This is a genomic window from Sediminibacterium salmoneum NBRC 103935 (assembly GCF_000511175.1).
GTDB classification, from domain to species: Bacteria; Bacteroidota; Bacteroidia; order Chitinophagales; family Chitinophagaceae; genus Sediminibacterium; species Sediminibacterium salmoneum.
Genome location: NZ_KI866530.1, coordinates 1,165,337 through 1,191,590 on the forward strand (window position 1 = coordinate 1,165,337; position 26,254 = coordinate 1,191,590).

The following is a 26,254-nucleotide window of genomic DNA, read 5'->3' on the forward strand; positions in this document are numbered from 1 at the left end:
TTTACCCATTATGTGAATAATCCCTAAAGCACAGGAACAAATGCTTTGAAAACAGTTGCATGACCCGGAGCCAGCAGGGAATATTTTGTTTTAGCCAGAATGGCAGCACACTCACCTTTCTTCAACACCATATGCTGATTCACCAGCACAGACCCTTCTGTAACTATAAAAATTTCCAGTGAATAGGTTTCAGACTGAAATTCCATTCCCTGAGTTAAAGAAATCTTACTCAACCCAAAATCAGGAACCGGACAAGGGTAAATAAGTTCACCAGGCATAAGAGGAACGCCTTTCATCACCTGAGGAACCACTTCTTCGAACAAGGTATGTTTCATTAATTCGGGAACATCCACATGTTTAGGAGTTAATCCTCCTCTTAACACATTGTCGCTATTGGCCATCAACTCAATGTTCTGACCTTCTAAATAGGCGTGTGGCACACCTGCTTTCTGAAACACCGCCTCACCTGGATTAACCTGCACAATATTGAAAAAGAAAATACTGAAAATACCACGATCTATATGTTCAGGCATCCCTGTTTCCTCATATAATTTAGCTGCCCACCAGCATGGACTGCTTTTGGTAATGCTACTTTCTTTTTTAAGCCGAAGCGCCCGCTTCACCAATGGCGCCAGCAAATTATCTACATCTACCTGATCCATTTCCATCACAAACTGATACAGGCCTTTGATTCCTTCTTTTCTGAACAATGGCAAAAGCACGGTTAATTCCTGGGTATTCTGCAAAGTATCTTCCAGTGCCTGTTTGCTTTTAAAACCATGAAGCAACCAAAAGTCACTTAAAGCTACCATCACTTCCGGTTTGTGATTGCGATCTTTATAGTTCCTGTGAGGCGCATTCAACGGAATCCCTGCTGCATTTTCTGCATCATATCCTATTTCTGCATTGGCCTTAGTAGGATGTACCTGAATGGATAGCATATCTTTTACATCCAGTACTTTAAACAAATACGGTAATTCTCCAAACTTTTCAACCACTGCAGACTGCAAGGCATCGGAGGGATTGGAACTGATGAGTTCATTCAGTTGCTGCCAGGAATCGGTCCTGTAAATCTCAGAGGGTGCAGAAGAATGCGCTCCCATCCAGTACTCGGCCGAAGGCTTTGCCAAATCAGGTTGTGTACCCAGTAATTCAGGAATAAAAGTACTTCCTCCCCAGGCATAATGCTGCACTACTCCTTTCAGTTTAAAAATCCGTTCCTTGCTTTCCATAAACAGTATTTATACCCCTATTAACGTGATTTCGCTGAATATCTTGTATACATGGAAAAGAATCACCTGGCATTGGGGAAACTGGGAGAAGAAATGGCTGCATCACTCCTGATTACAAAGGGGTTTATATTGCTCGAAAGGAACTGGAGATACAAAAGACTGGAAATAGACATCATTGCGGCAAAAGAACAGCAACTCTACTTTGTGGAAGTAAAAACAAGGGCCACATTGGAATTTGGTTACCCGGAAGAGAATATTCTGAAGAAAAAAATGAAGAGAATCAGAATAGCTGCTACCCATTACCATTTTCTGCATCCCATGTACAAAAGAATTCAGTTTGATGTATTGGCTGTATGCTTTTCAGGAGAAACCTGTACGGAAATAAAGCATTTTGAGGACGTATATGGATAAAGCTATTTTTTAAAAGCAAAATAAACCGCCCCCAGAATAAACAGAAAGCTAATCAGGTATTTACTTTGAAAAGGTTCCTTCAAATACAAAACTGCAAAAACAGTAAATACAACCAGCGTTATCACTTCCTGCGTAATTTTCAGCTGAAAACCGTTCATCCCGCTATTATAGCCAATTCTATTGGCAGGGACCATCAGGCAATATTCAAAAAAAGCGATGAACCAACTAACTACAATTGCTTTCCACAAGGGTATTTGCTGATCTTTCAGGTGTCCATACCAGGCATAAGTCATGAATATATTAGACAATAACAACAAAGCGATAGTCTTAACCATATTGGGTAAATTTGTTCTGCATTCAAATTAAAGACAAAATGCGATTTAAACATTTATAGCACGAAACTTGTAAGAAATAACCATTAAAGATGGTTTCAAATTTGAAAACGAATATGAGGAATAAGATATATCAAAGATGGATCTGGATGATGGTGATGATATTTGCTTTTCAGGTAGTAAAGAGTCAAACCCAACCAGAAATAAAAGGAATATGGCGGGGGGCATTCCCTTTATATAATGGCGAAGAAATCCCCTTTAATTTCTCTGTTCAGGAAGACAGCACAGGCGAACTTTCTGTTTATTTCTTAAATGGAAACGAATCTTATTTTGGAGGGAAGCTGGTAAAAGTAAAAGATAGTATACAGGTCTGGATTAATCAATTCGACCGTTTAATGGTTCTGGGAATTACGAAAGAGAAACGCTGGAAAGGCAGCTGGAGAAGACAATCAGGAGAAGATGCATTTCCCATTTATGCAGAACCCAATAACCAGGAAAGATTTATCTGGAATAATAACAATGCTCCTGCAAACATGGCCGGGAAATATGAAGTCGTATTCACCAATGATTCCGGCAGACAGGTCAAAGCCGTTGGCTTATTTACCCAGGATAAAAACACAGGCGGTGTTACTTTTATAAGACCCAGTGGAGATAGTCGTTATTCTTTCGGACGTATACAGGGAAATCATTTTAAATTTTCTCTATTCATTGGATACTCGCCCCTTATGTTTACTGGCAGCCTGGAACCCGATGGTTCTATTAAGGGTGTACAGCAGGGATTAAAAACGGTACAACTGATCAGGGCTTATAAAAATGAATCAGCCCGACTTTCTGATCCATCTACCTTAACCAAACTGAGAGAAAATATTGCTCCCATTCAATTCAGTTTATTGAATGCAAAGGGCAAAAAAATCAGTTTAGACGATTCTGCCTATTTCAATAAACCGGTTATCCTTACAATTGGCGGTACCTGGTGCCCCAATTGCGCAGACGAAGCTATTTTTTTATCGGACTGGTATAAGAATAACAAACAGAGAGGCATTGAAATTATCACAGCACAGTTTGAAGTGGTAAACGACTATAACTATGCAAAGAAAACAATGACCCGATTCAGGGAAAAATTCGGGATTGAGTATGAGCAGGTATTCGGCGGTGAATCCAATGGCAATTCCGTTTTAAAAACATTTCCTTTTCTCAGCAATTTTACCGGGTTTCCTACTACCATTTTCATACGACCTGACAGAACTGTGCAAAATATACATGCAGGATTTGCAGGACCGGCAACGGGTTTATTTTATCAGCAATTCAAAGACAGTTTCAATCATCATGTAAATAAGCTTTTACTTAAGACCCATGAAGATGAAATAGAAGATTGGAAAAGAGCAAGAGTGAGGGCTTTAAAAGCCACAGACGGATGGTTAAACCTGGAAGGACTGTTCTGGCTGGAAGAAGGAAAAAACACTGTAGGCTCTGGGGCAAAAAACACCATTGTTTTTCCCAAATTAAAAATCAGTGAGCAGGCTGGCTATTTTTTAAGAAAAGAAGATTCTGTCTGGCTGGTTCCAGATGCAAATACCGCATTTACTATCAACGGGAAAAGGATTACTAAGAAAACCCTGATATTCAGTAATCCGGAAGATATGGTAATGGTTTCCAGCGGTTCACTTCAATTCAATATCATCAAGAGAAGTGAAAAAATTGGAATTCGGTTAAGAGACCTGCAATCCAGAAACCTGACGCATTTTAAGGGAATTGATTATTTTTCAACAGACAGTACCTGGAAAATAAAAGCTCAGTTTATAAAACCAGCATTTAAACAGAATATCATTATAAAAAATGCATTAGGCCAGGAGAATCCAACAGAGCTGGCTGGAAAAATAAGGTTTGAATACAAGGGAAGTTTTTACACATTAGATGCCATATCAGAAGGAGAATATTTACTGGTGGTAATGGGAGACCATACATCCGGAAACAGCACATATGCTGCCGGAAGATTTTTATACATACCCAAATCGGCGGCAGAAAAGGTTGATTTTCATATAGACTTTAATATGGCCTATAATCCACCCTGTGTCTTCACTCCTTTTGCTACCTGCCCGATTCCTCCGCCGCAGAATCTGCTTCCGTTTGCAGTAACAGCGGGTGAGAAAATGTACGAACACCATTAATGGTATAATTTAAAACCAATGACTGAATTGTTTTACACCTGGCAGGGAGAAGATTTGGTGCTGAATCTATTGGTAACGGCCGGTGCCAAAATGAATCAAATTGGTAAAGTGAAAGGAACACAATTAAAAATTGCCATTGCAACTCAACCGGAAAAAGGAAAAGCCACGGCTTTTTTAATTGGGTATCTTGCTGAATTGTTTAAAGTACCGAAACAGTCAGTAGAACTTATCTCCGGCGAATTTATTCCCAGTAAGAAAATAAAAATTCATCAACCCAAACATATTCCTTCCTTCATTCAAAAACCAATTTAAAATGAAAATCCTATTCAGTCTGATTGCTCTTTTCATCAGCTTACAGGTATTGGCGCAAACACCAGAAGAAAAACTAACTGCAGCAGGTATTGTATTGCCAACTGTCTCCTCGCCGGTAGCCAACTATGTAAATGCGGTAAGAACAGGGAATCTGATTTTTCTCTCAGGCAAAGGCCCTTCGGATCCACAGGGAAAATACATCACGGGCAAATTGGGTTTAGACCTTAATATTGAACAAGGATATGCCGCTGCCAGATTAACTGCCATCAATCAACTGGCTGTATTAAAAAAAGAATTAGGCGATTTAAGCAGAATAAAGAGAGTAGTAAAAGTACTGGGATTGGTTAACAGTGCTGCTGACTTCTATGATCAACCTAAAGTGATGAATGGGTTTTCCGACCTGATGGTACTTGCTTTGGGTGAAAAAGGGAAGCATGCCCGTTCCGCAATTGGAACCAACACCCTCCCCTTTAATATGGCTGTTGAAGTAGAATTGATTGTTGAAGTAACCGATTAAAGGGTTTTCATATCCAATACAAACCGATACTTCACATCGGATTTAATAACACGCTCATAAGCTTTGTTAATATCCTGAACCGGAATTAATTCAATATCGGAATAAATATTATGGGCTGCACAATAGTCCAGCATTTCCTGGGTTTCAGCAATCCCTCCGATCATGGATCCAATGATGCTTCTTCTTTTTGAAATTAATTTTGCTGCACTGTATGCAGATTCTTCCGGTGGAATGCCTACAATCAACATTTTTCCGTCTAATGTAAGCAGATCCAGAAATTTATTCATGTCGTGCTTGGCTGCTACTGTATTCAGAATAAAATCGAATTTCCCTTTCAGGGCTTTCATCTGTGCCGGATCTGTAGACAAGGCAAAATGATGTGCTCCTAATTTTTTGGCATCTGCTTCTTTGGAAGGCGAAGTGCTTAACATGGTAACTTCTGCTCCAAAGGAAGCCGCAAATTTAACAGCCATATGTCCTAATCCACCCAAACCAAGTACTGCCACTTTATGTCCCTTTCCTACTCCCGCAAATTTTAATGGAGAATAGGTTGTTATCCCTGCGCACAACAAAGGAGCTACTCCTGCTAAATTTTCTTTCTGAGGAATATGCAATGTATATTTCTCGTCAATTACATAGCAATTGGAATATCCACCGTAAGTAGGTGTTTGCTTATCACGGTAATAACCATTATAGGTAGGAACCATACCTTCTTCGCAGTATTGTTCCAATCCTGTTTTACAGGGATTACAGGATCTGCATGAATCTACAAATACCCCAACTCCGGCAATATCCCCTGCTTTAAATTTAGTTACCGAATCCCCTACCTGAACCACTTTACCGATAATTTCATGCCCGGGAACTACCGGATAAATAGCTGCCCCCCATTCTCCTCTTGCCGTATGAATATCAGAATGACAAATGCCACAATATAAAATGTCGATCAACACATCTGTAGGGCCTAATGATTTTCTATTGAATTCAAGAGGAACAATTTCACTGTCTTTGCTGGTTGCACCATACCCTTTTGCTTGTATCATTTTTTTTGTTTTAATATGTCTTTTATAATGGCCAGATGATGTGCCGTATGTATCGTTAGCATTTTAAGTGCTGCTTTCTGGTTGAGTTTTCCAAAGAAAGGGTGCACAAAAAACTGATTGGGCTGCAATCTAATAAAAAGGGACAAACTGTTTTTTGTTTGTACAATTGTTGATGGAATTTTATCAGCATCAAATGCTTCAAGTGGTCTGACTTGCCTGGGAGCTTTTGCCACCCCTCTTGGAAATTTATTAAGTGTAAATGCAATCCAGCGCTTAAAATTGAAGCGATATTCGTATTCAGCCGGATCAGACCTTTCCATCGCATTCACAATCTGATTGATGACCAGCAAACAATGATCAATATGCCAACCAACATTTACGGATGAAACAGTTGGGTTTGAATTTTCTGCTGCTGGTACAAATGATTCCAGCTCTATCAGCAATTGTTGCAATGGCTTCATGTTAAAAATTTTTCTTCGTTACTTTTTCAACATTGGGCAAATAAGTGGCTAAAGCCGCTGAACCATACCAGGGAAAATACACTGCATCTAACAAACCTGCATGTACGGCAGGATCCGTTTTCAATAGCTTTTCTGCTTCTTCCTTTGTAGCAACATTCAGAATAAAAATACCACGAAAAGATTTATCGTTTTTGCCCATCGGCCCTGCTACAATTAATTTATCTGCTTTAACCATCACATTCATATTACTCATATGTCCGGCAAAACAGCTGTCTATAAATTTTTTATCCTGAGTAACATTGGGTCCGGTTTTGAGTATAACGAAAATATACTGCTTCATTCCATATTCATCTGCACCCAGTTTTTTAGCAAGCATTTCATCATATGCAGAGGATTGGGCGAGAAGATTAAACGAAAAACACGAGGCAATCAGGAATAGAAAAGGTTTCATTTGTATAAATTTAATTGCTGTACTTTATTACCAAAAATGAATTTATCTGAAATATACAACTTGTAAAAATCCATAAAAGAAGGGTCCCGGCCTACCGGAATAAAATGATCCTGAGATGGTGCAAAGCGATATTGACCGGATCCATTCACCACGCCTCCGTCTCTCCATAGATGAACATAAGAAATAGCATGATTTCCAATTCCCTTCATTAGTTTTTTTGTAAACCATTCAGCATATGGAATATTCATAAATCCGGTTTCTGCCAGTGCTGGGAGCTTTTTTCTTTCTTTGGATAATTTGGTAAGAATGGACAATCGCTTATCGAGGGTTGTTTCAAAATCATTGTTATTGGATGGATCACCATATTGATAAAAATCAAAACTCATAATATCAACATATTCATCCCCCGGATAATATTGTAAAAACTGGGCTTCATTTTCAAACTTCTCCGGATTGTAGGCAAACAATAAATGATTCACCTGTTTTACCTTGGTTAAATAGTCAAAAGTAAACTTCCATAAAGATTTGTATTCCTCAGGGGTACAAACATTTTGACACCACCAGAACCAGTTACCTGTCAGCTCATGAAAAGGCCTGAAAATAACAGGAATAAACTCCCCACCGGATGTTTTTAAATCCAATAAGAAACCAGCTACTTTATCGAGCCAGCTTTTGTATTTTTCATGCATGCTACCACCCGGAACAATGGCAGATACGGCATTCCCGGAAATATCCCAGGCATTTTTTCCGGTTACCGGATTGTTTGCGTGCCAGCTGATCGTAATCACCCCACCACGCCCATAACCTTCCTGAATAAATGTTTTCATTTTTTGAAATGGAACACTGTCCAGATTATAGGTGGCATCCAATTCCAGGTCGCCCAACTCCCATCCATACATGGCCGGATATTCACCTACAGCATCCTGTACAGCGCTTTTGCCAGGTATATATTCCCAACCAAGACCATATGCCAGGTCATCCTGATGCCCGAAAAGAATACCTTTTGGCAGTATCCTGAATAAATTATTATACAGTTTAACCGTCTGCATACTGGCATTGGGATTGGCTGTACGATATTCCTGTGCAAACATGATTTTGAGGCTACTAAAAAAAAGGGTGAAAAGAATCAGCAATCGCATATTTGAAAGTTGATACTACCAATTTAGCCAATTAAACTTAATCGGATACAGATAACCAGATAAACAGGTTATAATGAAAATAAAAAGGTCCCGAGTAAAACTCGAGACCTTTGTGGGAGCACACGGGTTCGAACCGCGGACCCTCTGCTTGTAAGGCAGATGCTCTAAACCAACTGAGCTATGCTCCCTTATTGTTTTGGAGTGCAAAAATAGGGTCTGAAATGTAAACAGCAAAAAAAATCTATTTTTTCAAAACAAATTTTCATTTTTCTTTAAATCAATACCGATTCTATAATTTTACCGCATGTCGAATGTTTATTCTTCCAATAATCCGCAAATCTGGGAGTCTCCTTCCGCAGATACCGATACACTTACTACCGATCAGTATAGCCTGATTGTTTGGAACGATGAAGTCAATACATTTGAATGGGTAATTGAGACACTTGTGGAAATCTGCGGGCATACACTTGAACAGGCTGAACAATGTGCTATGTTTATTCATTACAAAGGCAAGTATGCAGTAAAAAAAGGAGATTACGACACTTTAAAACCCATGTGTAACAGCATTACAGAAAGAGGTATTGGTGCTACGGTAGAACTGAACCCTTAATGCATATTCTTTCCTCCAAATTATTGTTTCCTCCTGTTGAAGATGCACTTGAGGATGGCTTATTGGCTATTGGTGGCGATTTATCTACAGAACGATTAAAACTGGCTTACCAGCAAGGCATTTTTCCGTGGTACGAGGGAAGCACCCCACTTTGGTGGAGCCCTGACCCCAGATTCGTATTGTTTCCCGAAAAATTATTGGTAAGCAAAAGCATGAAACAGGTGATAAAAAGAAAAGATTTTGCTTTTTCTTACAACACCTGTTTTTCAGAGGTAATTCAGCAATGCAAATTAAATAAACGTAACGGGCAGCAAGGAACCTGGATAACAGATGAAGTAGAAGCAGCCTATGTAGAAATGCATAAAAAAGGCTGGGCCATTTCAGCAGAAGCCTGGCAAAACAATGAATTAGTAGGAGGATTATACGGAGTAAGAATGGGCAGATTATTTTTTGGAGAAAGTATGTTCAGTCTGGTTTCCAATGCCAGCAAGTTCGCCTTTATTCAATTGGTATCTCAATTGATGCAGGAAAAAGTTGTACTCATAGATTGCCAGGTATATACAGAACACCTGGAAAGTCTGGGTGCTGAAATGATTTCCAGAAAAGATTTTCAAGAATATCTTCAGCAATATCTTTAGCCGGGATAGCCATACATGCGGGCCACGTCCCTTACTATTTTTTCCATTTCCGCATCTTTGGTCCCGGGATCGTAAGGCTGCTTTAAATTACTACCAAAAACAAATGCCACAGTTTGCCAGAAAGCTGCTGTCATAAATCCTTTGTATTCCTCAATAATTTCATAACAGTTATTGCCCGTTTCGCGATTAATCAGCTTCATTAATACCCTACCCTGATATACAGACAATTTAGTCAGCTGATCGGTAAATTGTTTTTTCATTTCTTTCTCCCTCGACCGGATAATTTTCCTTCTCATCTGTTTATCTGAAACATTTACCAGTTGCAAATTAATTTCATTGATAATCCGGGAAGCAGCTTTTGCATAAGGATAAGTTACATATACGGCATTCCTCAATCGGGTCCACTCTGCCCAATATTTTCTGCCTGCTGCGTTCAGTTTTCCAATCACTTCAACAGAGGGTAGCCAGGACTCTCCAATTGTATCGCCTTCGGGAGTAATATAAGCGTATACCCTTACGGTATCATAAATGCCTTTGTCCTGAGCTTTCAAAAGCCCGGAGCAGCAAATGCTGCATATCAGCAGAATGATTGGGATAAACTTAGTGCCCATATGAATTCAATTTAGTCAAATAAGACTAATATTAATACAATGACACTCAAAATGTAACCTTTGCTGCCGCTATTAATGGGTACTTTTTGCCATTTGTTTAACACGCTGAACTATCGACATTACAAAACCAATCACCATAATTACGATACCCAGCCACAGCAGATTAATCATAGGGAACTCATACACTTTCAGGGTAATCAGGTCGGTAATATTGCCACTTTCCTTTACCCCAATTTCAAGCTCACCCTTATCCTGGTTGATTACTTTATTGAATTTCAACACCAGACTTTGCGAAATAACACTGTCTGGCAAGGATCTTAACTCCTGTCCTTTTAATGCTATTCCCGGATATGCACGATACTGCTTTCCTTCTTTGGAAATAATAGTCATGTCCAGAAACAAAGCCGTTTCATCCTTATTGTATTTGGAAGCCAGATCAGCTGGATTCACAGATACTTTATTCAGAATCATCATACCGTTTCCATAAAACAAAGTATCATTTACTTTAACGGCTCTGTTCTTAAAACTAACTGTATCTGCAGCCCTGTTTTCCTGAAAAGATGTTATGTACACAAAAATATCTTTATGCCAGTAATGCTTGGCTGCCGGGTTGGCGGCAAAACCTTCCATCCCCTTATTGTTCTTAATCACATCCGGATAAAGCTTGAATTGCTCGCTTCCGTCTTTAGCTTTGAAATCAATTTCAAAATATCTTTTGCGGTCTCTTGGGTTGGTGGTATCCATAGTGTAAGTAACCATATACCTGCCCATATCTGTTGCCACAGCTTTAAACAAGGTCAGGTTTTCGGCCGGATCGCCGGCTGGATTTCCTTTTTCATCCTTGCTCTCTGCACTTAAAGGGGTTACCCCTGTTGTGTTCCAGCTAAGCACCGTTTTTTTACCGGAGGAGATCAATATACCTACCAGCGCCAGGCCAAATCCAATATGTGCAACTGAAGCTCCGGCAGCTTTAATCTTTCCTTTTACTCCCAGCCAGATATAGGCGGTATTGGCAACAACAGCATAAACTGCAGCGAAAATGCCTAGATGAATAGCAGCCAGAAAACCAGCACCTTTCTTTGTGTAGGAAATATCCCCCCAGATACTGATGGCAGCAGAAATTGCTACTGCAATAAAAGTGGGGACCATGATTTTTTTCCAGAATTGACCTCTGGGGGTGTCCTTGTATTTTAAGTATTGTGTGGTTGCCGTAAGGATACCTAAAATGATTGCCACGAATATTTGTATCTGATTATGGGCAAATTCAGGGTCTTGTGGCGGAGCAATATTGGTTCCGAAAACTTTGTTCCAGACTGGAGTGGAAGTTTTAGCTATAATCACCATGCCTGACAAAAACAACACTAATGAACCAATAAACATCCAGAATTCTCTGCTATAGGTACTCTCTTCTTTCTGAATAGATGGTATTGATTTATATCGGATAAAATACAGTACCATTCCGGGTATAAAGAAAATCAATACAAAAAGCAATAACTGTGCATTCAAACCCATATCAGTGAAAGAGTGCACAGAAGTATCACCCAGTATTCCGCTCTTTGTTAAGAAAGAAGAATATAAAATCAAGGAAAAACTAATAATATAGAAAAAGTAGGTAGGTCTTAAAGAGTACCCGCTACTCTTGTAAATTAAATTGGTATGCAATCCGGCAATCAATGTTAACCAGGGAACCAATGAAGCATTCTCAACCGGATCCCAGGCCCAGTAACCGCCAAAGGATAAGCTTTCATATGCCCAGGCACCTCCCATCATGATACCTGTACCCAAAACCGCAGCAGAAAACGATGCCCACGGCAAAGCGGGTTTGATCCAATCGTGTTCCTTTTTGGCAAGTCCGGCCATGGCATAGGCAAAGGGAACAATGGTAGAGGCAAAACCAAGAAATAAAACCGGAGGGTGAATTACCATCCAGTAATTCTGTAACAAAGTATTTAATCCGGTACCATCTTTAATAAAATCAAGATAGTTGGGCTGGCTGAATATGGGAGCGTCCATTTCATTTCTAAGCAATGCGAAAGGACTGATTCCAACTCTGGAACCAAAGAAATACATACCCAATAGCATGGTAGCCATAAAAAACTGTGCAAAACTAATCACCGTCATTACCGGTGCCTCCCATTTTCCACCTTTCCAGATAATGATCCACCCCAATACACAATGCCAGAAACTCCACAACATAAAACTACCTTCCTGGCCTTCCCAGAAACAACTTAACAGGTATTCAAACTGGAGACTTAAATCGCTGTGTGTGTATGCATACTTGTATTCGAATAAATGGTTCGAAATAATATAATACAAAGCCCCGAACAGAACCAGAATACTAACAGACTCTATACCAAATGACCATCTGGCCAATATCTTCCATGATTTTTGTTCTTCTATCGCAACAGTGGAACCTTTATAAAAAGCAAAAGTTGCCAACAGAGAAGCAACTAAACTCAGGATTGCAAAAAAATGTCCTATTTGACCTGGCAACAGGTGTTCACCAATATAATTCATGAAGTTAGCTTATGGTATAGAATAACGTTAATTAGAAGTTTGCAGCTGCTTCTGCATAGCTGTTGGATCGTCCTTGTATTTGGAGGGACACTTCAATAAAATATGTTCACATTCAAACTGATTATTTTGAACCTTCCCTTTTAAAACAATTCTTTCACTTTTTTCCATGTCGGTGGGCTTGGTATCGTGGTAGATTACTTTAATAGAATTTCCCAAGGTATCAATAGCTGTAAAACTCAGGTAATTGGGATTTTTTACCGCGTCGTATTCTATAGCCTGCGTAGTATCTAACTTAGCTATCAAATTCACGAATTTACCTTCCTTTTCTCTTGCAGAAGCAATGGTTTCATAAGTAGTCAGGTCTCCGCTGTACTGTACCAACACGGCGATAGCTGCGGCAATTAATACAAGAATAATAATATGCGTTGTTTTCATGATCTGAATTATAATACAAAGGTAACTTAAAAACAATAGGTTCAATGATTTGTTGTTACTTGTGGCTTGTTAAAATTTTTAACCTTATACAATAACCCGACATGTCTGAAAAAGCAGAAAAAACCATTGAAAATGTAGAAGATTTCAGACTTTTTATTGCCCGAATTCTGCTGGGATCGGTATTTCTGGTTTTTGTAATTATGATGCTGCTGCAGCAACTTTCTTATCAGTGCGCAGATCAAAATCCACTGATTTTTTTCGGAAACAAAATGAGCGGCATCCTGAGTGTTGCTTCATCCTGCTCCGTTATTGCAGCCTTTTTTATTCCCAACAGGTATTTAACCACTTTAACTACCGTTCTTCTGTATCTGTATAACTTATCTTACCTCGGTACCGGGGGAGAACTATTTTATAGTTTCATCTGGTGGGTTCCGATTCTTCCGCTCTGTTTTTCTGCGGAAAGGGCCATTTATATACTGAAAAGGTACAGGTGGTTCATTCCTCTTTTTGCAATGGTAGACGCCTATAATAACGGACTGCATTTAACCGCCATTCCACTTTATTTTCTCTATTTTATTCCATTTTTACCCTTTAACCGCCTGTTTGTTTCATTTAACAGTCATTTTGAGCCCAGATAACCGATTAAATAGTGTTGTTTTAACAATTAGCACCTAACTTGCACCCCGTTTTCAACACTGCTCAATATGACAGACTTATCTGGCTTTAACCCCAATGCGGTTGCCAACCCAAACAACAATATTTTTGGGCTCCCCTTCACTGAAGATGAATCAAGCGTTGTAATTCTTCCTGTTCCCTGGGAAGTAACGGTTAGTTACGGTGCAGGAACAGCCAGGGCTGCAGAACATGTTTTTAAAAGCAGCATGCAGGTAGACTTACTGGACATGGATGGAGATGCTGGCTGGAAAAAAGGCTTCTTCATGAAGGAGATCGATAAGAAATTACTATTGAAGGGAGACTACCTTAGAAAAGAAGCAGAATTATACATTGACTATATTTCCCAGGGTGCCGAACTAACCAGCAACAAGTTCATGTGTAAAAGCCTGAAAGAAATAAACGAGGGAAGTGTTTATCTGAACAACTGGGTATACGAACAAAGCAAAGCCTTACTGGATAAAGGGAAGCTGGTAGGCATACTAGGAGGAGATCATAGTAGCCCATTGGGATTAATGAAAGCCCTTGCGGAGAAACATGGCTCTTTTGGCATCATTCAAATTGACGCTCATTGTGACCTTAGAGAAAAATACGAAGACTTTACTTATTCGCATGCTTCAGTTATGTATAATGCTTTGAAGGAAATACCTGAAATAAGCAAACTGGTACAGGTTGGAATTCGCGATTACTGTGAACAGGAATGGGATTATATCTGCAACAGTAATTTCCGTGTCATTACTTATTTTGATAAGAATGTGAAAGAAAGGCAGTTTGAAGGACAGACATGGGGAAAGATTGCAGACGAGATTATAGAGCATTTACCACAAAAAGTCTATATCAGTTTTGATATTGATGGATTAGACCGAAAATTATGCCCCAACACGGGAACACCGGTTCCGGGTGGCTTTGAAACAGAAGAAATTATTTATTTATTTAAAAAGATAAAACAAAGTGGCAGAGAGCTGATTGGATTTGACCTGGTTGAAATAGGCGTAGGTCAAACAGACTGGGACAGCAATGTGGGTGCCCGAATATTATGGAGACTTTGTAACTTGATGGTATTATGAAAACCTACGACTACATCATTGTTCTGAAAAAAAGAAGTTTTGCCACCGTAGACCTGGTTAGCCAGATCATGCTGATTATTGCTGCTACTGCATTTATTGGAGCTTATTTTACCAAATTCAGCAGAGGCTTTTCCAGTTTTGTTTTTGCTGCTATGGTAATAGGATGGCTGGTTTATTGTATCTGGCAAAACAAGAGAGGGATTGCACCATTTTATCGGTTTGGACTTTTGATGGGTGCCATTGGCTGGTATTCGCTGGAAGATGGTATTTGGGTTGCATGGATTTATTTACTGGCTGCCATGTTGGAAAAGCAAGTGAAGTTTCCGGAAGAAATTGCTTTTGATGAAAATGAAATTGTAAAAAACAGTTTCCCCAAAAAAAGATATAGCTGGTCAGAGCTCAATAACGTTATTTTAAAAGATGGTTTGCTAACCATCGATTTCAAAAACAACCAGCTCATACAAAAGGAACTGGAATCCAGTACCACCGAAACATTGGAACAGGAATTCAATGCCTACGCCAAATTAAATTTAGAAAAAACGAGTTATGCAAACTAGTCCCTACCTGCTCTATTCTGATGGTGAAGGAAATATATTTGAAGATGATACCCTCTATGCTGTGGGACGTGCCGGCTGGGATGCATTTCCGGTAGAGCCTGACCAGTGGATAGAATTACCAATGGGAGGCAACTTATATGAATTGCCGGGTAGAAGAGGCATTGGCATAGATGTAACGACCGGAGAAATGAGACTCTGCGAAAAAGGATGGGCGGTTGCAGCATTTATACCACCTGCTTATACCGGATTATTTATTGCTGCATACGAAACCATGCCAGATGCTCCAACCCTACCCTTGTTCTGTTATACAGCAGTGGGCTGGATGAACGATAAAAACTATGTACCTGCAGTAAGAATAGAAAAAGACATCAGACAAGAAGCTGCCGGATTTGATGCGTCAGCCATTGAAACAGGAACAGCCCATCTACTCAAAGCTTATCCGGAAAACCGTTTGGTGAAGCACTTGATGGAGAACTGCTGCATGACTTACCATTGTCCTGCTGCAAGAAATTTTTCACTGGGCAGATGGGAATGCCCTGTACCCACTTCACCCGCCTGCAATGCCAATTGTATTGGGTGTATTTCTTTTCAGCCAGAAGATGAAACCATTGTGAGTACGCAGGACAGGTTAACCTTTAAACCCAGTGCAGAAGAAATTGTAGAGTTTACTGTTCCCCATTTAATAAATGCCCCCTTCCCCATTATCAGCTTTGGTCAGGGCTGCGAGGGAGAACCCTTGCTAATGTGGGAAACCATTAAACAATCTATTATAGAAATAAGAAAGCATACCAATAAAGGAAGTATTAATATTAATACGAATGGATCTAAGCCCGCTGCTGTAGAAGAACTCTGCAAAGTGGGTTTAAACAGCATCAGAGTAAGTACGAATTCTGCACAGAAACATATTTATGAAGCTTATTACAGACCCAACAACTACACATTTGAAGACATTGTTGAAAGTCTCAAAGTAGTTCGCAGGTTTGGTGGCTGGACCAGTATCAATTACTTTGTATTCCCCGGAATTACAGATAGTGAAGCAGAATATGAAGCCCTGAGAAAGTTAATTTCAGAAACCCAACTGAACATGATTCAATGGAGAAACTTCAATATTGATCCGGACTGGTATATGGGTAAAATAGGAATGGGCGAAACAGGCGAAATGCTGGGTGTTAAACAATTAATGGACCTGATACAGGAAGAGTTTCCTTCTGTAAAATTCGGCTACTTTAATCCCCCGATGGAAAGAATCAAAGGCGATTTCAATCATCAATTTGCAGGCGCCCAATAACCCATGCAAGCTAACGCAAATACGCAAACAAGGGATGGGGTTTTACTCGCAATTGCCGCCACACTTTTATGGTCTGGCAATTTTATTATTGCGAGAAAAGCAAGTGAAAGCATCGGTCCTGTAAGTCTTGCATTTTATAGATGGACCTGCGCCACTATCGTCTTATTCCCTTTTGCCTACAAAAAGGTTCTGGCAGAATATGGGGTAATGAAATTAAACTGGAAGATTTTATTGATATTGTCTTTTACAGGTATTGCACTATTCAATACATTCGTTTATGTTGCCGGACATTATACCACCGCTATCAACATGGCATTAATTGGAACCACTTCCTCCCCCATTTTTGCTACAGCAATGGCGGTGCTATTCTTAAAGGAAAGAATTGGTTTCTTCAGAATCATTGGCATGTTGATTTCTATTCTCGGAATTATCCTGCTAATTTCAAAAGGAAGCTGGGATGTTCTTAAACACTTTCAATTCTCCATTGGCGATGCATGGATTCTGGCAGGTGCTTTTGCCTTTGCTGTATATAATATTTTGGTGCGCAAGAAACCTTCAGGCATCAGTCCGCTTTCTTTTCTGTGGATGATATTTTGCCTGGGCTCCTGCATGCTTTTGCCATTTTATTTGCTTGAACTTAATTTTAGCAGTAACCATACCAGCTGGTCTGCTGAATTATTGGGGTCCATTCTTTATTTGGGCATCGGCACATCTGTATTGGCTTTCTGGTGCTGGAATCTGGCCATTGCTAAATTAGGAGCTGGCAAAACCGTCCTGTTTGGAAATCTCATTCCTGTTTTCAGCACACTGGAAGCAGTATTCTTTATTGGCGAAAAAATGACTCTGATTCATCTGGCCAGCGGCGTTATTGTTATTGCAGGACTAATCATCGCGAACCTGAACCTTCGTAAACGTCAACAATAATGGAAATTGAAATCATAGCGCTATTGTGTTTCTTCGCTTTCCTTGCGGGATTTGTAGATGCAATTGTTGGAGGTGGAGGATTAATACAATTACCCGCTGGCTTAATACTACTTCCACAATATGCTGTTGGAACAGTAGTTGGTTCACTTAAAATACCTGCATTCACAGGTACGGCATTTGCAGCCAGGCAATACCTTAAAAAAGTGGCTGTTAACTGGAAACAGGTTGGAGCAATGTGTGCCATTGCTTTTACAGCAGCTTTCAGTGGTTCTCAGTTGTTATCTGTTATTAGTAATCAGTACATGAAGCCGGTTATTTTCATCGTGCTTTGTCTGGTGGCTTTATATACCTATTCAAAGAAAAACTTTGGTCAGACAAACAGAGAACCATTATCTCCAAAAAAAGAATGGAGATATACGATTCTAATTAGTGTAATCATTGGATTTTATGATGGATTTATTGGACCTGGAGCAGGCAGTTTTTTCATCATGGCATTTATTGGCATTCTGGGTTTCGATTTTTTAAAAGCCAGTACGCATGCCAAACTCATAAATCTGGCAACCAACCTGGGCTCTATCAGCCTGTTTATGTTAAAGGGATCTATTCTATGGTCGGTTGCTATTCCCATGGCCATATGCAATGCAATTGGAGGTATCCTCGGAGCCAGACTGGCCATTTACAAAGGAAATCAGTTTATCCGCATTTTCTTTTTAATAGTGGTGGCAGCAACTTTAGTAAGATTTGGCTACGATATTTTTCTAAAATAAGATCAGGAAATTAACCTTTCATTCCTAAAGAAATTAGGGGATTATTGTACTTTTAGTGCCGATGAAATCAGCAAATGTAAATTCGCAGCAGATTCAGGTTAAAGCCGCAACCATCACGGCTATCATTACTATTATTTTATTTTCTCTGTTTTTTTATGTACGTTATCAGTTGCCTCAGCCACAGGAAATTCAGGAAGGTGAAGGCATTGAAGTAAATCTGGGAAATGCGGAAACGGGTTATGGCGATATTCCTGTATCTGGCAATAATGATCTTTCCCAAGCCAATTCAACCAACGCAGAAGCAGCGGCTGACAACAACAATGCAACAGAAGAGGTAAATAATGAAGATGATATAGCGGTAAACAAAAACAAACCTGCTGAAAATAAAAAGTCGAATCCGGTAGTGAACAATATACCTCCTACTCCCAAACCCAAAGCGGTTTTTTCTAATAATACTAACAGGAACACTGCCAGTGGTGGTGCTTCAGTAAATGATAGCTATAACAATGCTGCAAGTCAGGGTACTGCGGGTGGTAAAGGAGACCAGGGTAAGCCAACTGGCAATCCAATGTCGGACAGTTATAATGGCAATGCGGCCAGTGGCAATGGCGGCTCAGGCGGCGTATCCATCAGAAATGGACTGGATGGTAGAAGAATCACCAGACTCCCCTCTTTTGAAGATGATTTCAATGAAAATGCAAAAGTGGCTGTAGACATTACTGTGAACCAGAGCGGTTCTGTTATTTCAGCCAGTATTAATCCCAAAGGAACTACCACAACCAATTCCTCTATTAGGAATATTGCTATACAAAAAGCCAGAACCTTAAAATTAAATGCAGCTGAAGCTTCTGAACAAACAGGCACTTTGATTTTTAATTTTAAGCTAAGAAACTAAGCATTGTTTTTTCATGAACTATTCTGAAACCCTTTCGTATTTGTTTAGCCGCCTTCCCATGTTTAGCAGAATGGGAGAAGCTGCCTATAAAAAAGATTTAACCAATACAATTTCACTATGTTCTTTTTTGGGGGATCCCCATAAAAAATTTCCCAGCATCCATATTGCAGGAACCAATGGTAAAGGATCCACCAGCCATATGCTGGCATCTATTTTCCAGGAAGCAGGATACAAAACGGGATTATATACTTCGCCTCATTTAACAGACTTCAGAGAAAGAATAAAAATTAATGGTGAATGTTGCAGCCAGGAATTTGTTATTGCCTTTACAGAGCGGATGAAGGAACAAATTGAATTAATTGAACCTTCTTTTTTTGAGATAACGGTTGCCATGGCATTCGAATACTTCGCAATCGAAAAAGTAGATATTGCCATTATTGAAACCGGATTGGGAGGAAGATTAGACAGTACGAATATTATTCAGCCCGAATTGAGTATTATCACCAATATTGGCATGGACCATATGAACCTGTTGGGTAATAGCATCGGTGCCATTGCTGCTGAAAAAGCGGGCATCATCAAACCGGATATACCTGTAGTTATTGGAGAAACACATCCGGAATCCATTCCCGTATTTTTAAGTGCCGCCTATAATAGCTCTATTAGTTTTGCACAGGAAAAAAGATATGTACATGACTGGTTGTTTCAGGATCAGTTATTACAGGTAACCATTGTTGATAAAGAAAAAAATGAATATCACCGGTACTTACTGGATTTGCCTGGATTTTATCAGACTAAAAACTTATTGACGGTTCTGGAAGCCTGTGATGTGCTAATAAAAGAAGGATGGAAAATAAAGGAGGAAGACATTCAAAAAGGGCTGTCCAATGTTAAAAAATCAACAGGATTATTGGGAAGGTGGGATCAGATTCACAGTTATCCAACGGTAGTATTAGATGTAGGTCATAATGCGGATGGTATAAAAGCCATACTGGCTCAACTGGACTTATGCAGCTTTAACCAATTGCATTGGATCATGGGAATGGTAAAAGACAAAGAGATAGATGAAGTATTGTCCTTGTTGCCTTCAACTGCTACCTATTACTTCACAAAGGCTCAAATTCCAAGAGCACTGGATGAAAAACAGCTTCAGGAAAAAGCAAATCAATTCGGCATTTCAGGAGATACTTATCCGGATGTAAATATGGCGCTTAATGCTGCTATGGAACAAGCCGATCAAAATGATTTGATTCTGGTTTGTGGCAGTGTTTTCCTTGTTGCAGAAGTAGACCGGATTCCATTTAATAAGAACTAAGTCTTTATCCAACCCAACTGAACAGCCGCTGCATACATGGCGCTTAATTGTACCCCATGTTGAAATTCATGCTGAAGCAATTTCTGCATAAATGCTTCCCGATGCAGAAAAACCAGTTCTATATCTTCAAATGGATCTAAGGCTACCGTTCCGGTTGGTACTACATTCTTAGCTAAATAAAAATAAGCCAGGTTTTTCTCCAAAGGAGGATTGGGATGAATCTTATATAGGAATTCAAACTCCTGGGTTTGGAAACCGGTTTCTTCTTCCATTTCCCTTTTTGCTGCAACTGCCGGATCTTCGCCTGGTTCTATCATTCCACCCGGAAGCTCCAGAGAAACAATTCCTGCTGCATGTCTGTACTGACGAACCAGAATCACTTCTTGCTCAGGAGTAACCATGATAATATTGCAAAAATCCGGAACAGCAATTGTTAAGTAAGGATCTATCACCGAACCATCTGGCAATTGACAACGATCTTCCAAAACTGTCAGCCATTTTTTTCTATATGCCTCCTTAGATTCCAGCACTGTCCATTTACGACTATTATCATCCATACTAATACACTATTAACTTATTTAGTTTCATCAATGCATACAGAATAGTACTGGTTTGCATTGACTGAACAAACTTCTGTGATTTGAAATCTTCAATAAACTGATCCCACTCCAATTCAAGCACTTCAACTTCCTCTTCTGTATCTCTTACAGCGCCGGGGTCTTCCTCTCCTCCTGTTGCCAGGAACATATGCATAACATTCGTATTGGTGTTGGGATTGGGCGAAATTTTGCCCAGGTATTCAATTTGTTCAAAACGATATCCTGTTTCTTCCAGCAGTTCGCGCTCAATTGCTGTTTCCAGCATAGTATCGGTTGGGTCAACACAGCCGCCGGGTAACTCTAAAATAATTTCGTCAATTCCAGGTCTGTAAATTCTTTCTACAATAACGGTTCCTCTTTTAGTAATGGCCAATGCCGTTGCATAATCCGGAAACCCATAAATATAGAAGGGTTCAATAACAGACCCATCATTTTTCTTGTAGCTGTTCTTTCTAACATCAGACCACTTGTCTTTAACCAGTTGTTCTGAATGCAATAGCTCCCATTTTTTCATATTGATTCTGTTTACCAGTTATTTTTATTTCGCAAATAGAGAATATGTCCGGTATGATGTTTACCATGCCAGGCATACATTCCGAGCATATACCATAAGGACATGATTTTTTTACTGCCGGGATGATACAAAGTCCTTTCCCATTCTGTTTCACTTAATCCCTTTATGGCTGCATGCCATCTGGCATGAAGTGCATGCAATAAAGTAATGGATGTATTGATGGGTACAGAATGAATATCCGCCAGTTCATTCCACTTATTTTCATCATAAGGTTTTATGATTGGCTGGTCTTCTGTTAATGCAAGTTTAAACCGGGCATAGGCATTGATATGACTATCTGCCAAATGATGTACCACCTGATGCAAAGTCCAGCCACCTGGTCTGTATGGGGTATTCAACTGAGCTTCATCCAGATTAAGTACGGCATTTTCAACCTCCTGTGGTAAAAATAAAATATCGGCCAGCCAGTCATTTTTTACTGATTCACTATATGGTTTAAACTGGTACTGACCTATTGGATATTGTGCTTCAAGCATGCGATTAATTTTCTGATCTTAACTGATGACCTGTAAGGTTTATAAAAACATCTTCCAGATTGGCATTTTTTACTTGTTTAGGCCTTTCAAATCCTGTAGCAACCAGGTTGTCTATTAATGCATCCGGTGTATCCAATGCTATTACTTTGCCTGCGTCTATAATTGCCACACGATCGCAAAGTACTTCTGCTTCATCCATATAATGCGTAGTTATAATTACAGTTGTTCCCTTTGCTCTGATAAACTGAATCAGTTCCCATAAATTTCTTCTTGCCTGTGGATCCAGTCCGGTAGTAGGTTCATCTAAAAATATAATCCTTGGATGATTAATCAATGTAGTGGCAATAGCAAAACGTTGTTTCTGCCCCCCACTCAATTCCTTGAATTTGGCTTTTGACTTGTCGGTTAAATTAACCAGACTCAACAATTCAACCGGATCTGTTTTTTGGTTGTACAGTCCGGAAAACAATGCAATTAATTCAGTTAAATTGAGGTTGGGATAATAACCGGCAGTTTGCAATTGCACGCCGATGATTTTTTTAATCTCATTGGGAGATTCATCCAGATTGAATCCGGCTACTTCAACCAGGCCACTGGTTTTAGTTCGTAGTGTTTCAATAATTTCCAGCGTGGTCGATTTCCCTGCTCCATTTGGGCCCAGCAGACCAAAGATTTCGCCCTCCATCACTTCAAAACTAATTCCTTTCACCGCATGAAAGTCCCCGTACTTTTTATGCAAATCGTGTACACGAATAATTGTGCTTGCCATGTTTACCATTTTACCACCAATCCCAGGGATTGATTACCCACTCCTACTGAAACGGTTTGTTTTTTATTGTATTGCTGATTAAACAAGTCTACCGCTGTTAAAAGATGGCGCTGTCCCATCAGGTTAAAATATCCTCCAGCCACTGAACTCAGGAATCCTGCACCTATCAATGTCCAGGCAGTCCCAGTATTGTTACCCGAAAATTGATTCACACCAATTAACAGGGTAATGGCCCCGGCAAAATTGAAAATCTGACCAGTTATTTTATTCGATTGATGCTTCTGGTAAGAGCCGATGATTTCACCATTCCCCGATTTGTAAAACAATTGCTTGAATTGAGAGCTACCCTTATAAATTGTATCATTATAAATGATATTATTGGGTTTTGTCATCATGGTATAATTCATTTTTCCTGGCACCAGTGCCTGTTGGGCAGAGAGATTAGAAACAAAAGAAATCAACACGATGAAAAACAGAATGGTATATTTCATAGAGACTATTTTTGATCCAGCACATCCGACAATTCCTGCATCATCATCTTACTACCTATAAACAAAGGAGTTCGCTGATGTAAAGAGGTTGGAACAATATCAAGGATTCTGCCAACCCCATCGGTTGCAACCCCACCTGCTACTTCCAGTATAAAAGCAAATGGATTGGCTTCGTACAAGAGTCTTAATTTCCCCTGAGGTTTATCCGTTGTTCCCGGATACATGAAAATTCCTCCCTTTATTAAATTACGGTGAACATCCGCTACCATGCTGCCGATATAACGCTGGGTATAGGGTCCTCCGTTTTCCTTGGTTTTACGCTGACATCCGTCGATGTATTTTCTAACGGGTTCTGCGTATTGAAAAAAGTTACCATGATTAACTGAATAAAATTTTCCTGTGGGAGGACAGGTAATATTGGGATGACTCATGGTAAACTCCCCAATTGAAGGATCAAGGGTAAAACCGTTGACCCCCCTGCGGGTTGCATATACGAACATGGTACTAGATCCATAAATTACATACCCGGCAGCAACCTGATTTTTGCCAGGTTGTAGAAAATCTTCCTTGGTACAGGGTTTTCCCAAGGGACTAACCCGCTTATACACGCCAAAAATTGTTCCGATAGAAACATTCACATCTATATTGCCGCTACCGTCCAGCGGATCAAATAGTACCACGTATTTACTATTATTGCTTACTTCATCGTCAAATACCACAAAGTCATCCATTTCCTCGCTTCCTATGCCGGCACAACTGATGCCATGCTTCAATACGCCCATAAACTGGTTATTGGCATATATGTCCAGCTTTTTTACATCTTCACCCTGTACATTGATGCTGCCTGCATCTCCCAGTATATCTACCAGCCCGGCTTTATTCACTTCAACATTTACTCTTTTTGCCGCCAATGCCATATCTCTAAGCAAACGGCTCAGTTCACCCGTTGCCGATGGGAACTGTCTTAACTGTTGCAGCGTAAACTCATCTAAGGTGAGTACGGTTCTGTTAATTGTCATATAGCGCTTTCGTTTATATAAAGATAATAATTGGGCGGGTACGGAACGTATATTTGTAAGAACAGAACAGATTATCTCAAGCCATCAAGTATGAAAATATTCAAATTCGGAGGTGCCAGCGTAAACAGTGTAGACAGAATAAAAAATTTAAGTTCAATCATTGCGTCCCACAATCAGGAACAACTGGTGATTATCGTATCTGCTATGGGCAAAACTACCAATGGACTTGAAAAAGTGGTAGATGCCTATTTTAAAGGCAATAAAGAAGAAGCACTCCAGCTATTCAATGTGGTAAAAAACCAGCACCTGACTACAGCTAAATATTTGCTGGTTCTTCAATACAACGAATGCGTACAACAATTAAACGATTTCTTTACCGAAGTGGAGTGGTTGTTACATGATAAACCAGTAAGAAACTATGATTACTATTACGACCAGATTGTATGCACAGGCGAACTTTTCAGTACCTGTATCATCAGCCACTTTTTAAAAGAAGAAAAAATTGCTAATCAATGGCTGGATGTAAGAGATTTACTGAGAACAGATAACAACTTCAGAGATGCGGGAGTTCAATTTGATTTTTCCACATCCAGAATTAAAACCGCAATAGCAGAAAATAGCAGCAAAATTACCATTACGCAAGGATTTATTGGAGCAACAGACGATAATGAAAGCACCACATTGGGCAGAGAAGGAAGTGATTATACAGCAGCCATTTTTGCCAATATTCTGGATGCCAGTGAATTAACCATCTGGAAAGATGTGGAAGGCGTTATGAATGCCGATCCTAAATCTTATCCTGATGCACAGCTAATTAAAGAGCTAAACTTTAATGAAGTAATTGAAATGGCCTATTACGGTGCCCAGGTAATCCATCCTAAAACCATTAAACCGCTTCAGAATAAAAATATTCCTTTACTGGTAAAATGCTTTTTAGACCCTACATTGGAAGGAACCATCATTCACCACAAGCATGTTAAAAACCTGCCTCCTATTATAGTAAATAAGGAACGCCAGGTATTGATGCACCTGAAAACAAAAGATTTCTCTTTTATAGGTGAAGAACCCATGAGTATTCTGTATCAGATTTTCGGGGAAATAAAAGTGAAACCTAATTTAATTCAGACAGGTGCCATTAGTCTGCAGCTATGCCTTGATGATCACGAAGAAAAAATTGGAATGCTTGCCGAGAAATGTAGTCATCTCTTTGATGTACAGATTGAAAAATTGTTAACCTTAATTACCATCAGACATTACAACGAAGAAATCATCGGCACTTTATTAACCAATAAGCAGATATTGCTTCAGCAAAAAACAAGAGAAACCATTCAGACTATTTACCGAACCCAGTTAAGTTAAGACAGGTATTTTTCAAGCGTAGCATACAAGTCGTCCTGTTTAAAGGGTTTTACCAGAACCTGGTTGATTCCTGCAGCAAGGTAGTCATCCAGATCGTCCTGAACAATGGTTGCTGTTAACCCAACAATAGGCATATTCCGCTTGATTTCGTCAGGATATTGTCTTACAAAAACGGCAATTTCATCTCCGGTTAACTTGGGTACATTAATGTCGGTGAGAATGATATCGTAACTATTTTGCTTAAACATTTGTAGCCCCAGCTCCCCATCTTTGGCAATATCATAAACAATTCCAACCTTTTTCAACAGCATGGTCAATAGCATAATGTTCACGTCATTGTCTTCAATAACCAATACTTTTTTGCCCTGAAGTACAGGAGAAATATTACTCATAGTTGTTTGTTCTTTTTCTGTATCAACTTTTTCGGTTGCCAGTTCGTATGGAATAGAAAATGTAAAAACAGAACCTTGATTCAATTTACTTTCAACGCCAATGGTTCCTCCCTGTAATTCAACCAGCATTTTACAAATTGACAAACCCAGCCCTGTTCCTTTGATGGCCCTTCTATTGTCCTTTGTAGCAGTATTGTTAGAAACCTGCGTGAATTC

Annotated in this window: 31 protein-coding genes and 1 tRNA gene; 15 read left to right on the plus strand and 17 right to left on the minus strand. The window is 39.6% G+C overall.

Annotated elements, in window-relative coordinates:
* Nucleotides 1–23: 23 nt before the first annotated feature.
* Nucleotides 24–1,232, minus strand: coding sequence for a mannose-6-phosphate isomerase, class I (manA, locus tag P767_RS0105610; protein ID WP_026763741.1), 1,209 nt, complete (start codon nt 1,230–1,232; stop codon nt 24–26).
* A 51-nt stretch (nt 1,233–1,283) separates the two neighbouring features.
* On the opposite strand from manA, the gene P767_RS0105615 reads away from it, so the two are divergent.
* Nucleotides 1,284–1,643 carry a YraN family protein gene (locus P767_RS0105615; RefSeq protein WP_026763742.1) on the plus strand — a complete coding sequence of 120 codons (360 nt, stop codon included), beginning with the start codon at nt 1,284–1,286 and terminating at the stop codon, nt 1,641–1,643.
* Between the two features lie 2 nt (nt 1,644–1,645).
* On the opposite strand, the gene P767_RS0105620 is transcribed toward P767_RS0105615, so the two are convergent.
* Complete coding sequence (locus P767_RS0105620) at nt 1,646–1,978, minus strand: DMT family protein (RefSeq protein ID WP_037351649.1); 333 nt, start codon at nt 1,976–1,978, stop codon at nt 1,646–1,648.
* Between the two features lie 113 nt (nt 1,979–2,091).
* Between P767_RS0105620 and P767_RS17540 the strand changes: the two genes are divergently transcribed.
* From P767_RS17540 to P767_RS0105635, 3 genes are read left to right on the plus strand one after another with little or no spacing between them, the layout of a single operon-like run.
* Nucleotides 2,092–4,143 (plus strand): DUF1684 domain-containing protein, encoded by a 2,052-nt coding sequence (locus P767_RS17540; protein ID WP_051417167.1) that lies wholly within the window; start codon nt 2,092–2,094, stop codon nt 4,141–4,143.
* Nucleotides 4,144–4,161: 18 nt separating this feature from the next.
* Nucleotides 4,162–4,455 (plus strand): DUF167 domain-containing protein, encoded by a 294-nt coding sequence (locus tag P767_RS0105630; RefSeq protein ID WP_026763744.1) that lies wholly within the window; start codon nt 4,162–4,164, stop codon nt 4,453–4,455.
* Between the two features lies 1 nt (nt 4,456).
* Nucleotides 4,457–4,972: a RidA family protein gene (locus tag P767_RS0105635; RefSeq protein WP_026763745.1), complete on the plus strand. Its 516-nt coding sequence runs from the start codon at nt 4,457–4,459 to the stop codon at nt 4,970–4,972.
* Here P767_RS0105635 and P767_RS0105640 read toward each other — a convergent pair.
* From P767_RS0105640 to P767_RS0105660, 5 genes are all read right to left on the minus strand, one after another.
* Nucleotides 4,969–6,012 carry an NAD(P)-dependent alcohol dehydrogenase gene (locus tag P767_RS0105640; protein WP_026763746.1) on the minus strand — a complete coding sequence of 348 codons (1,044 nt, stop codon included), beginning with the start codon at nt 6,010–6,012 and terminating at the stop codon, nt 4,969–4,971. The two genes, P767_RS0105635 and P767_RS0105640, sit on opposite strands and share 4 nt — an antisense overlap.
* Nucleotides 6,009–6,473, minus strand: a complete 465-nt coding sequence (locus P767_RS0105645; protein WP_026763747.1) for a DUF1569 domain-containing protein — start codon at nt 6,471–6,473, stop codon at nt 6,009–6,011. Before P767_RS0105645 ends, P767_RS0105640 begins: the two co-directional genes overlap by 4 nt.
* A 1-nt stretch (nt 6,474) precedes the next feature.
* Nucleotides 6,475–6,924: a YciI family protein gene (locus P767_RS0105650; RefSeq protein WP_084799832.1), complete on the minus strand. Its 450-nt coding sequence runs from the start codon at nt 6,922–6,924 to the stop codon at nt 6,475–6,477.
* Nucleotides 6,921–8,063: a glycoside hydrolase family 26 protein gene (locus P767_RS0105655; protein WP_026763749.1), complete on the minus strand. Its 1,143-nt coding sequence runs from the start codon at nt 8,061–8,063 to the stop codon at nt 6,921–6,923. The genes P767_RS0105650 and P767_RS0105655 overlap by 4 nt, the downstream gene beginning before the upstream one ends.
* A 113-nt stretch (nt 8,064–8,176) precedes the next feature.
* Nucleotides 8,177–8,251: transfer RNA gene (locus P767_RS0105660), tRNA-Val, on the minus strand.
* 116 nt (nt 8,252–8,367) lie between these two features.
* On the opposite strand from P767_RS0105660, the gene P767_RS0105665 reads away from it, so the two are divergent.
* Together P767_RS0105665 and aat are read left to right on the plus strand one after the other, a co-directional pair.
* The gene (locus P767_RS0105665) at nt 8,368–8,673 is read left to right on the plus strand and encodes an ATP-dependent Clp protease adaptor ClpS (RefSeq protein WP_051408509.1); all 306 of its coding nucleotides are present in this window, start codon (nt 8,368–8,370) and stop codon (nt 8,671–8,673) included.
* Entirely contained in the window at nt 8,673–9,311 is a 639-nt protein-coding gene (gene aat / locus P767_RS0105670; RefSeq protein WP_026763750.1) for a leucyl/phenylalanyl-tRNA--protein transferase, read from the plus strand. Before P767_RS0105665 ends, aat begins: the two co-directional genes overlap by 1 nt.
* Here aat and P767_RS0105675 read toward each other — a convergent pair.
* From P767_RS0105675 to P767_RS0105685, 3 genes are all read right to left on the minus strand, one after another.
* A complete protein-coding gene (locus tag P767_RS0105675) occupies nt 9,308–9,922 on the minus strand; it encodes a DUF4294 domain-containing protein (protein ID WP_051417171.1) in 615 nt (204 codons plus the stop codon). The two genes, aat and P767_RS0105675, sit on opposite strands and share 4 nt — an antisense overlap.
* Before the next feature lie 72 nt (nt 9,923–9,994).
* Nucleotides 9,995–12,439, minus strand: coding sequence for a cytochrome c biogenesis protein CcsA (gene ccsA, locus P767_RS0105680; protein ID WP_026763752.1), 2,445 nt, complete (start codon nt 12,437–12,439; stop codon nt 9,995–9,997).
* 27 nt (nt 12,440–12,466) lie between these two features.
* On the minus strand, nt 12,467–12,874 hold the full coding sequence (locus tag P767_RS0105685; RefSeq protein WP_026763753.1) for a cytochrome c maturation protein CcmE domain-containing protein: 408 nt from the start codon (nt 12,872–12,874) through the stop codon (nt 12,467–12,469).
* 101 nt (nt 12,875–12,975) lie between these two features.
* Between P767_RS0105685 and P767_RS0105690 the strand changes: the two genes are divergently transcribed.
* From P767_RS0105690 to P767_RS0105725, 8 genes are all read left to right on the plus strand, one after another.
* Nucleotides 12,976–13,512, plus strand: coding sequence for a hypothetical protein (locus P767_RS0105690; protein WP_026763754.1), 537 nt, complete (start codon nt 12,976–12,978; stop codon nt 13,510–13,512).
* Between the two features lie 66 nt (nt 13,513–13,578).
* Entirely contained in the window at nt 13,579–14,613 is a 1,035-nt protein-coding gene (locus P767_RS0105695; protein ID WP_026763755.1) for an agmatinase family protein, read from the plus strand.
* Entirely contained in the window at nt 14,610–15,170 is a 561-nt protein-coding gene (locus P767_RS0105700; RefSeq protein WP_026763756.1) for a hypothetical protein, read from the plus strand. Before P767_RS0105695 ends, P767_RS0105700 begins: the two co-directional genes overlap by 4 nt.
* Nucleotides 15,160–16,458, plus strand: coding sequence for a radical SAM family protein (locus P767_RS0105705; protein WP_026763757.1), 1,299 nt, complete (start codon nt 15,160–15,162; stop codon nt 16,456–16,458). Before P767_RS0105700 ends, P767_RS0105705 begins: the two co-directional genes overlap by 11 nt.
* 3 nt (nt 16,459–16,461) lie before the next feature.
* Nucleotides 16,462–17,382, plus strand: a complete 921-nt coding sequence (locus P767_RS0105710) for a DMT family transporter (RefSeq protein ID WP_026763758.1) — start codon at nt 16,462–16,464, stop codon at nt 17,380–17,382.
* Nucleotides 17,382–18,149: a sulfite exporter TauE/SafE family protein gene (locus tag P767_RS0105715; RefSeq protein ID WP_026763759.1), complete on the plus strand. Its 768-nt coding sequence runs from the start codon at nt 17,382–17,384 to the stop codon at nt 18,147–18,149. The genes P767_RS0105710 and P767_RS0105715 overlap by 1 nt, the downstream gene beginning before the upstream one ends.
* A 61-nt stretch (nt 18,150–18,210) precedes the next feature.
* Nucleotides 18,211–19,044, plus strand: coding sequence for a hypothetical protein (locus P767_RS17545; RefSeq protein WP_026763760.1), 834 nt, complete (start codon nt 18,211–18,213; stop codon nt 19,042–19,044).
* A 13-nt stretch (nt 19,045–19,057) separates the two neighbouring features.
* Nucleotides 19,058–20,359 (plus strand): bifunctional folylpolyglutamate synthase/dihydrofolate synthase, encoded by a 1,302-nt coding sequence (locus P767_RS0105725; RefSeq protein ID WP_026763761.1) that lies wholly within the window; start codon nt 19,058–19,060, stop codon nt 20,357–20,359.
* On the opposite strand, the gene P767_RS16015 is transcribed toward P767_RS0105725, so the two are convergent.
* The 6 genes from P767_RS16015 to fbp are packed head-to-tail and all read right to left on the minus strand — an operon-like array spanning nt 20,356 to nt 24,287.
* Complete coding sequence (locus P767_RS16015; RefSeq protein ID WP_051417173.1) at nt 20,356–20,916, minus strand: NUDIX hydrolase; 561 nt, start codon at nt 20,914–20,916, stop codon at nt 20,356–20,358. The two genes, P767_RS0105725 and P767_RS16015, sit on opposite strands and share 4 nt — an antisense overlap.
* A 1-nt stretch (nt 20,917) precedes the next feature.
* Nucleotides 20,918–21,472, minus strand: a complete 555-nt coding sequence (locus P767_RS0105735; protein ID WP_026763762.1) for an NUDIX hydrolase — start codon at nt 21,470–21,472, stop codon at nt 20,918–20,920.
* An 11-nt stretch (nt 21,473–21,483) separates the two neighbouring features.
* Nucleotides 21,484–22,008, minus strand: a complete 525-nt coding sequence (locus P767_RS0105740) for a YfiT family bacillithiol transferase (RefSeq protein ID WP_026763763.1) — start codon at nt 22,006–22,008, stop codon at nt 21,484–21,486.
* A 4-nt stretch (nt 22,009–22,012) separates the two neighbouring features.
* The gene (locus P767_RS0105745; RefSeq protein WP_026763764.1) at nt 22,013–22,777 is read right to left on the minus strand and encodes an ABC transporter ATP-binding protein; all 765 of its coding nucleotides are present in this window, start codon (nt 22,775–22,777) and stop codon (nt 22,013–22,015) included.
* 2 nt (nt 22,778–22,779) lie between these two features.
* Nucleotides 22,780–23,268, minus strand: coding sequence for a hypothetical protein (locus P767_RS0105750; protein ID WP_026763765.1), 489 nt, complete (start codon nt 23,266–23,268; stop codon nt 22,780–22,782).
* A gap of 5 nt (nt 23,269–23,273) precedes the next feature.
* Nucleotides 23,274–24,287, minus strand: coding sequence for a class 1 fructose-bisphosphatase (fbp, locus tag P767_RS0105755; RefSeq protein WP_037351650.1), 1,014 nt, complete (start codon nt 24,285–24,287; stop codon nt 23,274–23,276).
* Between the two features lie 90 nt (nt 24,288–24,377).
* On the opposite strand from fbp, the gene P767_RS0105760 reads away from it, so the two are divergent.
* Nucleotides 24,378–25,646 (plus strand): aspartate kinase, encoded by a 1,269-nt coding sequence (locus tag P767_RS0105760; protein WP_026763767.1) that lies wholly within the window; start codon nt 24,378–24,380, stop codon nt 25,644–25,646.
* Here the strand turns inward: P767_RS0105760 and P767_RS18465 are convergent.
* A partial coding sequence (locus P767_RS18465; protein ID WP_026763768.1) for an ATP-binding response regulator occupies nt 25,643–26,254 on the minus strand: 612 nt, incomplete at its 5' end. The two genes, P767_RS0105760 and P767_RS18465, sit on opposite strands and share 4 nt — an antisense overlap.

Coding starts and splice junctions, on each gene's coding strand:
- manA (WP_026763741.1), bottom strand. CDS start 1,232: ATGGAAAGCAAGGAACGGATTTTTAAACTGAAAGGAGTAGTGCAGCAT.
- P767_RS0105615 (WP_026763742.1), top strand. CDS start 1,284: ATGGAAAAGAATCACCTGGCATTGGGGAAACTGGGAGAAGAAATGGCT.
- P767_RS0105620 (WP_037351649.1), bottom strand. CDS start 1,978: ATGGTTAAGACTATCGCTTTGTTGTTATTGTCTAATATATTCATGACT.
- P767_RS17540 (WP_051417167.1), top strand. CDS start 2,092: ATGAGGAATAAGATATATCAAAGATGGATCTGGATGATGGTGATGATA.
- P767_RS0105630 (WP_026763744.1), top strand. CDS start 4,162: ATGACTGAATTGTTTTACACCTGGCAGGGAGAAGATTTGGTGCTGAAT.
- P767_RS0105635 (WP_026763745.1), top strand. CDS start 4,457: ATGAAAATCCTATTCAGTCTGATTGCTCTTTTCATCAGCTTACAGGTA.
- P767_RS0105640 (WP_026763746.1), bottom strand. CDS start 6,012: ATGATACAAGCAAAAGGGTATGGTGCAACCAGCAAAGACAGTGAAATT.
- P767_RS0105645 (WP_026763747.1), bottom strand. CDS start 6,473: ATGAAGCCATTGCAACAATTGCTGATAGAGCTGGAATCATTTGTACCA.
- P767_RS0105650 (WP_084799832.1), bottom strand. CDS start 6,924: ATGAAACCTTTTCTATTCCTGATTGCCTCGTGTTTTTCGTTTAATCTT.
- P767_RS0105655 (WP_026763749.1), bottom strand. CDS start 8,063: ATGCGATTGCTGATTCTTTTCACCCTTTTTTTTAGTAGCCTCAAAATC.
- P767_RS0105665 (WP_051408509.1), top strand. CDS start 8,368: ATGTCGAATGTTTATTCTTCCAATAATCCGCAAATCTGGGAGTCTCCT.
- aat (WP_026763750.1), top strand. CDS start 8,673: ATGCATATTCTTTCCTCCAAATTATTGTTTCCTCCTGTTGAAGATGCA.
- P767_RS0105675 (WP_051417171.1), bottom strand. CDS start 9,922: ATGGGCACTAAGTTTATCCCAATCATTCTGCTGATATGCAGCATTTGC.
- ccsA (WP_026763752.1), bottom strand. CDS start 12,439: ATGAATTATATTGGTGAACACCTGTTGCCAGGTCAAATAGGACATTTT.
- P767_RS0105685 (WP_026763753.1), bottom strand. CDS start 12,874: ATGAAAACAACGCATATTATTATTCTTGTATTAATTGCCGCAGCTATC.
- P767_RS0105690 (WP_026763754.1), top strand. CDS start 12,976: ATGTCTGAAAAAGCAGAAAAAACCATTGAAAATGTAGAAGATTTCAGA.
- P767_RS0105695 (WP_026763755.1), top strand. CDS start 13,579: ATGACAGACTTATCTGGCTTTAACCCCAATGCGGTTGCCAACCCAAAC.
- P767_RS0105700 (WP_026763756.1), top strand. CDS start 14,610: ATGAAAACCTACGACTACATCATTGTTCTGAAAAAAAGAAGTTTTGCC.
- P767_RS0105705 (WP_026763757.1), top strand. CDS start 15,160: ATGCAAACTAGTCCCTACCTGCTCTATTCTGATGGTGAAGGAAATATA.
- P767_RS0105710 (WP_026763758.1), top strand. CDS start 16,462: ATGCAAGCTAACGCAAATACGCAAACAAGGGATGGGGTTTTACTCGCA.
- P767_RS0105715 (WP_026763759.1), top strand. CDS start 17,382: ATGGAAATTGAAATCATAGCGCTATTGTGTTTCTTCGCTTTCCTTGCG.
- P767_RS17545 (WP_026763760.1), top strand. CDS start 18,211: ATGAAATCAGCAAATGTAAATTCGCAGCAGATTCAGGTTAAAGCCGCA.
- P767_RS0105725 (WP_026763761.1), top strand. CDS start 19,058: ATGAACTATTCTGAAACCCTTTCGTATTTGTTTAGCCGCCTTCCCATG.
- P767_RS16015 (WP_051417173.1), bottom strand. CDS start 20,916: ATGGATGATAATAGTCGTAAATGGACAGTGCTGGAATCTAAGGAGGCA.
- P767_RS0105735 (WP_026763762.1), bottom strand. CDS start 21,472: ATGAAAAAATGGGAGCTATTGCATTCAGAACAACTGGTTAAAGACAAG.
- P767_RS0105740 (WP_026763763.1), bottom strand. CDS start 22,008: ATGCTTGAAGCACAATATCCAATAGGTCAGTACCAGTTTAAACCATAT.
- P767_RS0105745 (WP_026763764.1), bottom strand. CDS start 22,777: ATGGCAAGCACAATTATTCGTGTACACGATTTGCATAAAAAGTACGGG.
- P767_RS0105750 (WP_026763765.1), bottom strand. CDS start 23,268: ATGAAATATACCATTCTGTTTTTCATCGTGTTGATTTCTTTTGTTTCT.
- fbp (WP_037351650.1), bottom strand. CDS start 24,287: ATGACAATTAACAGAACCGTACTCACCTTAGATGAGTTTACGCTGCAA.
- P767_RS0105760 (WP_026763767.1), top strand. CDS start 24,378: ATGAAAATATTCAAATTCGGAGGTGCCAGCGTAAACAGTGTAGACAGA.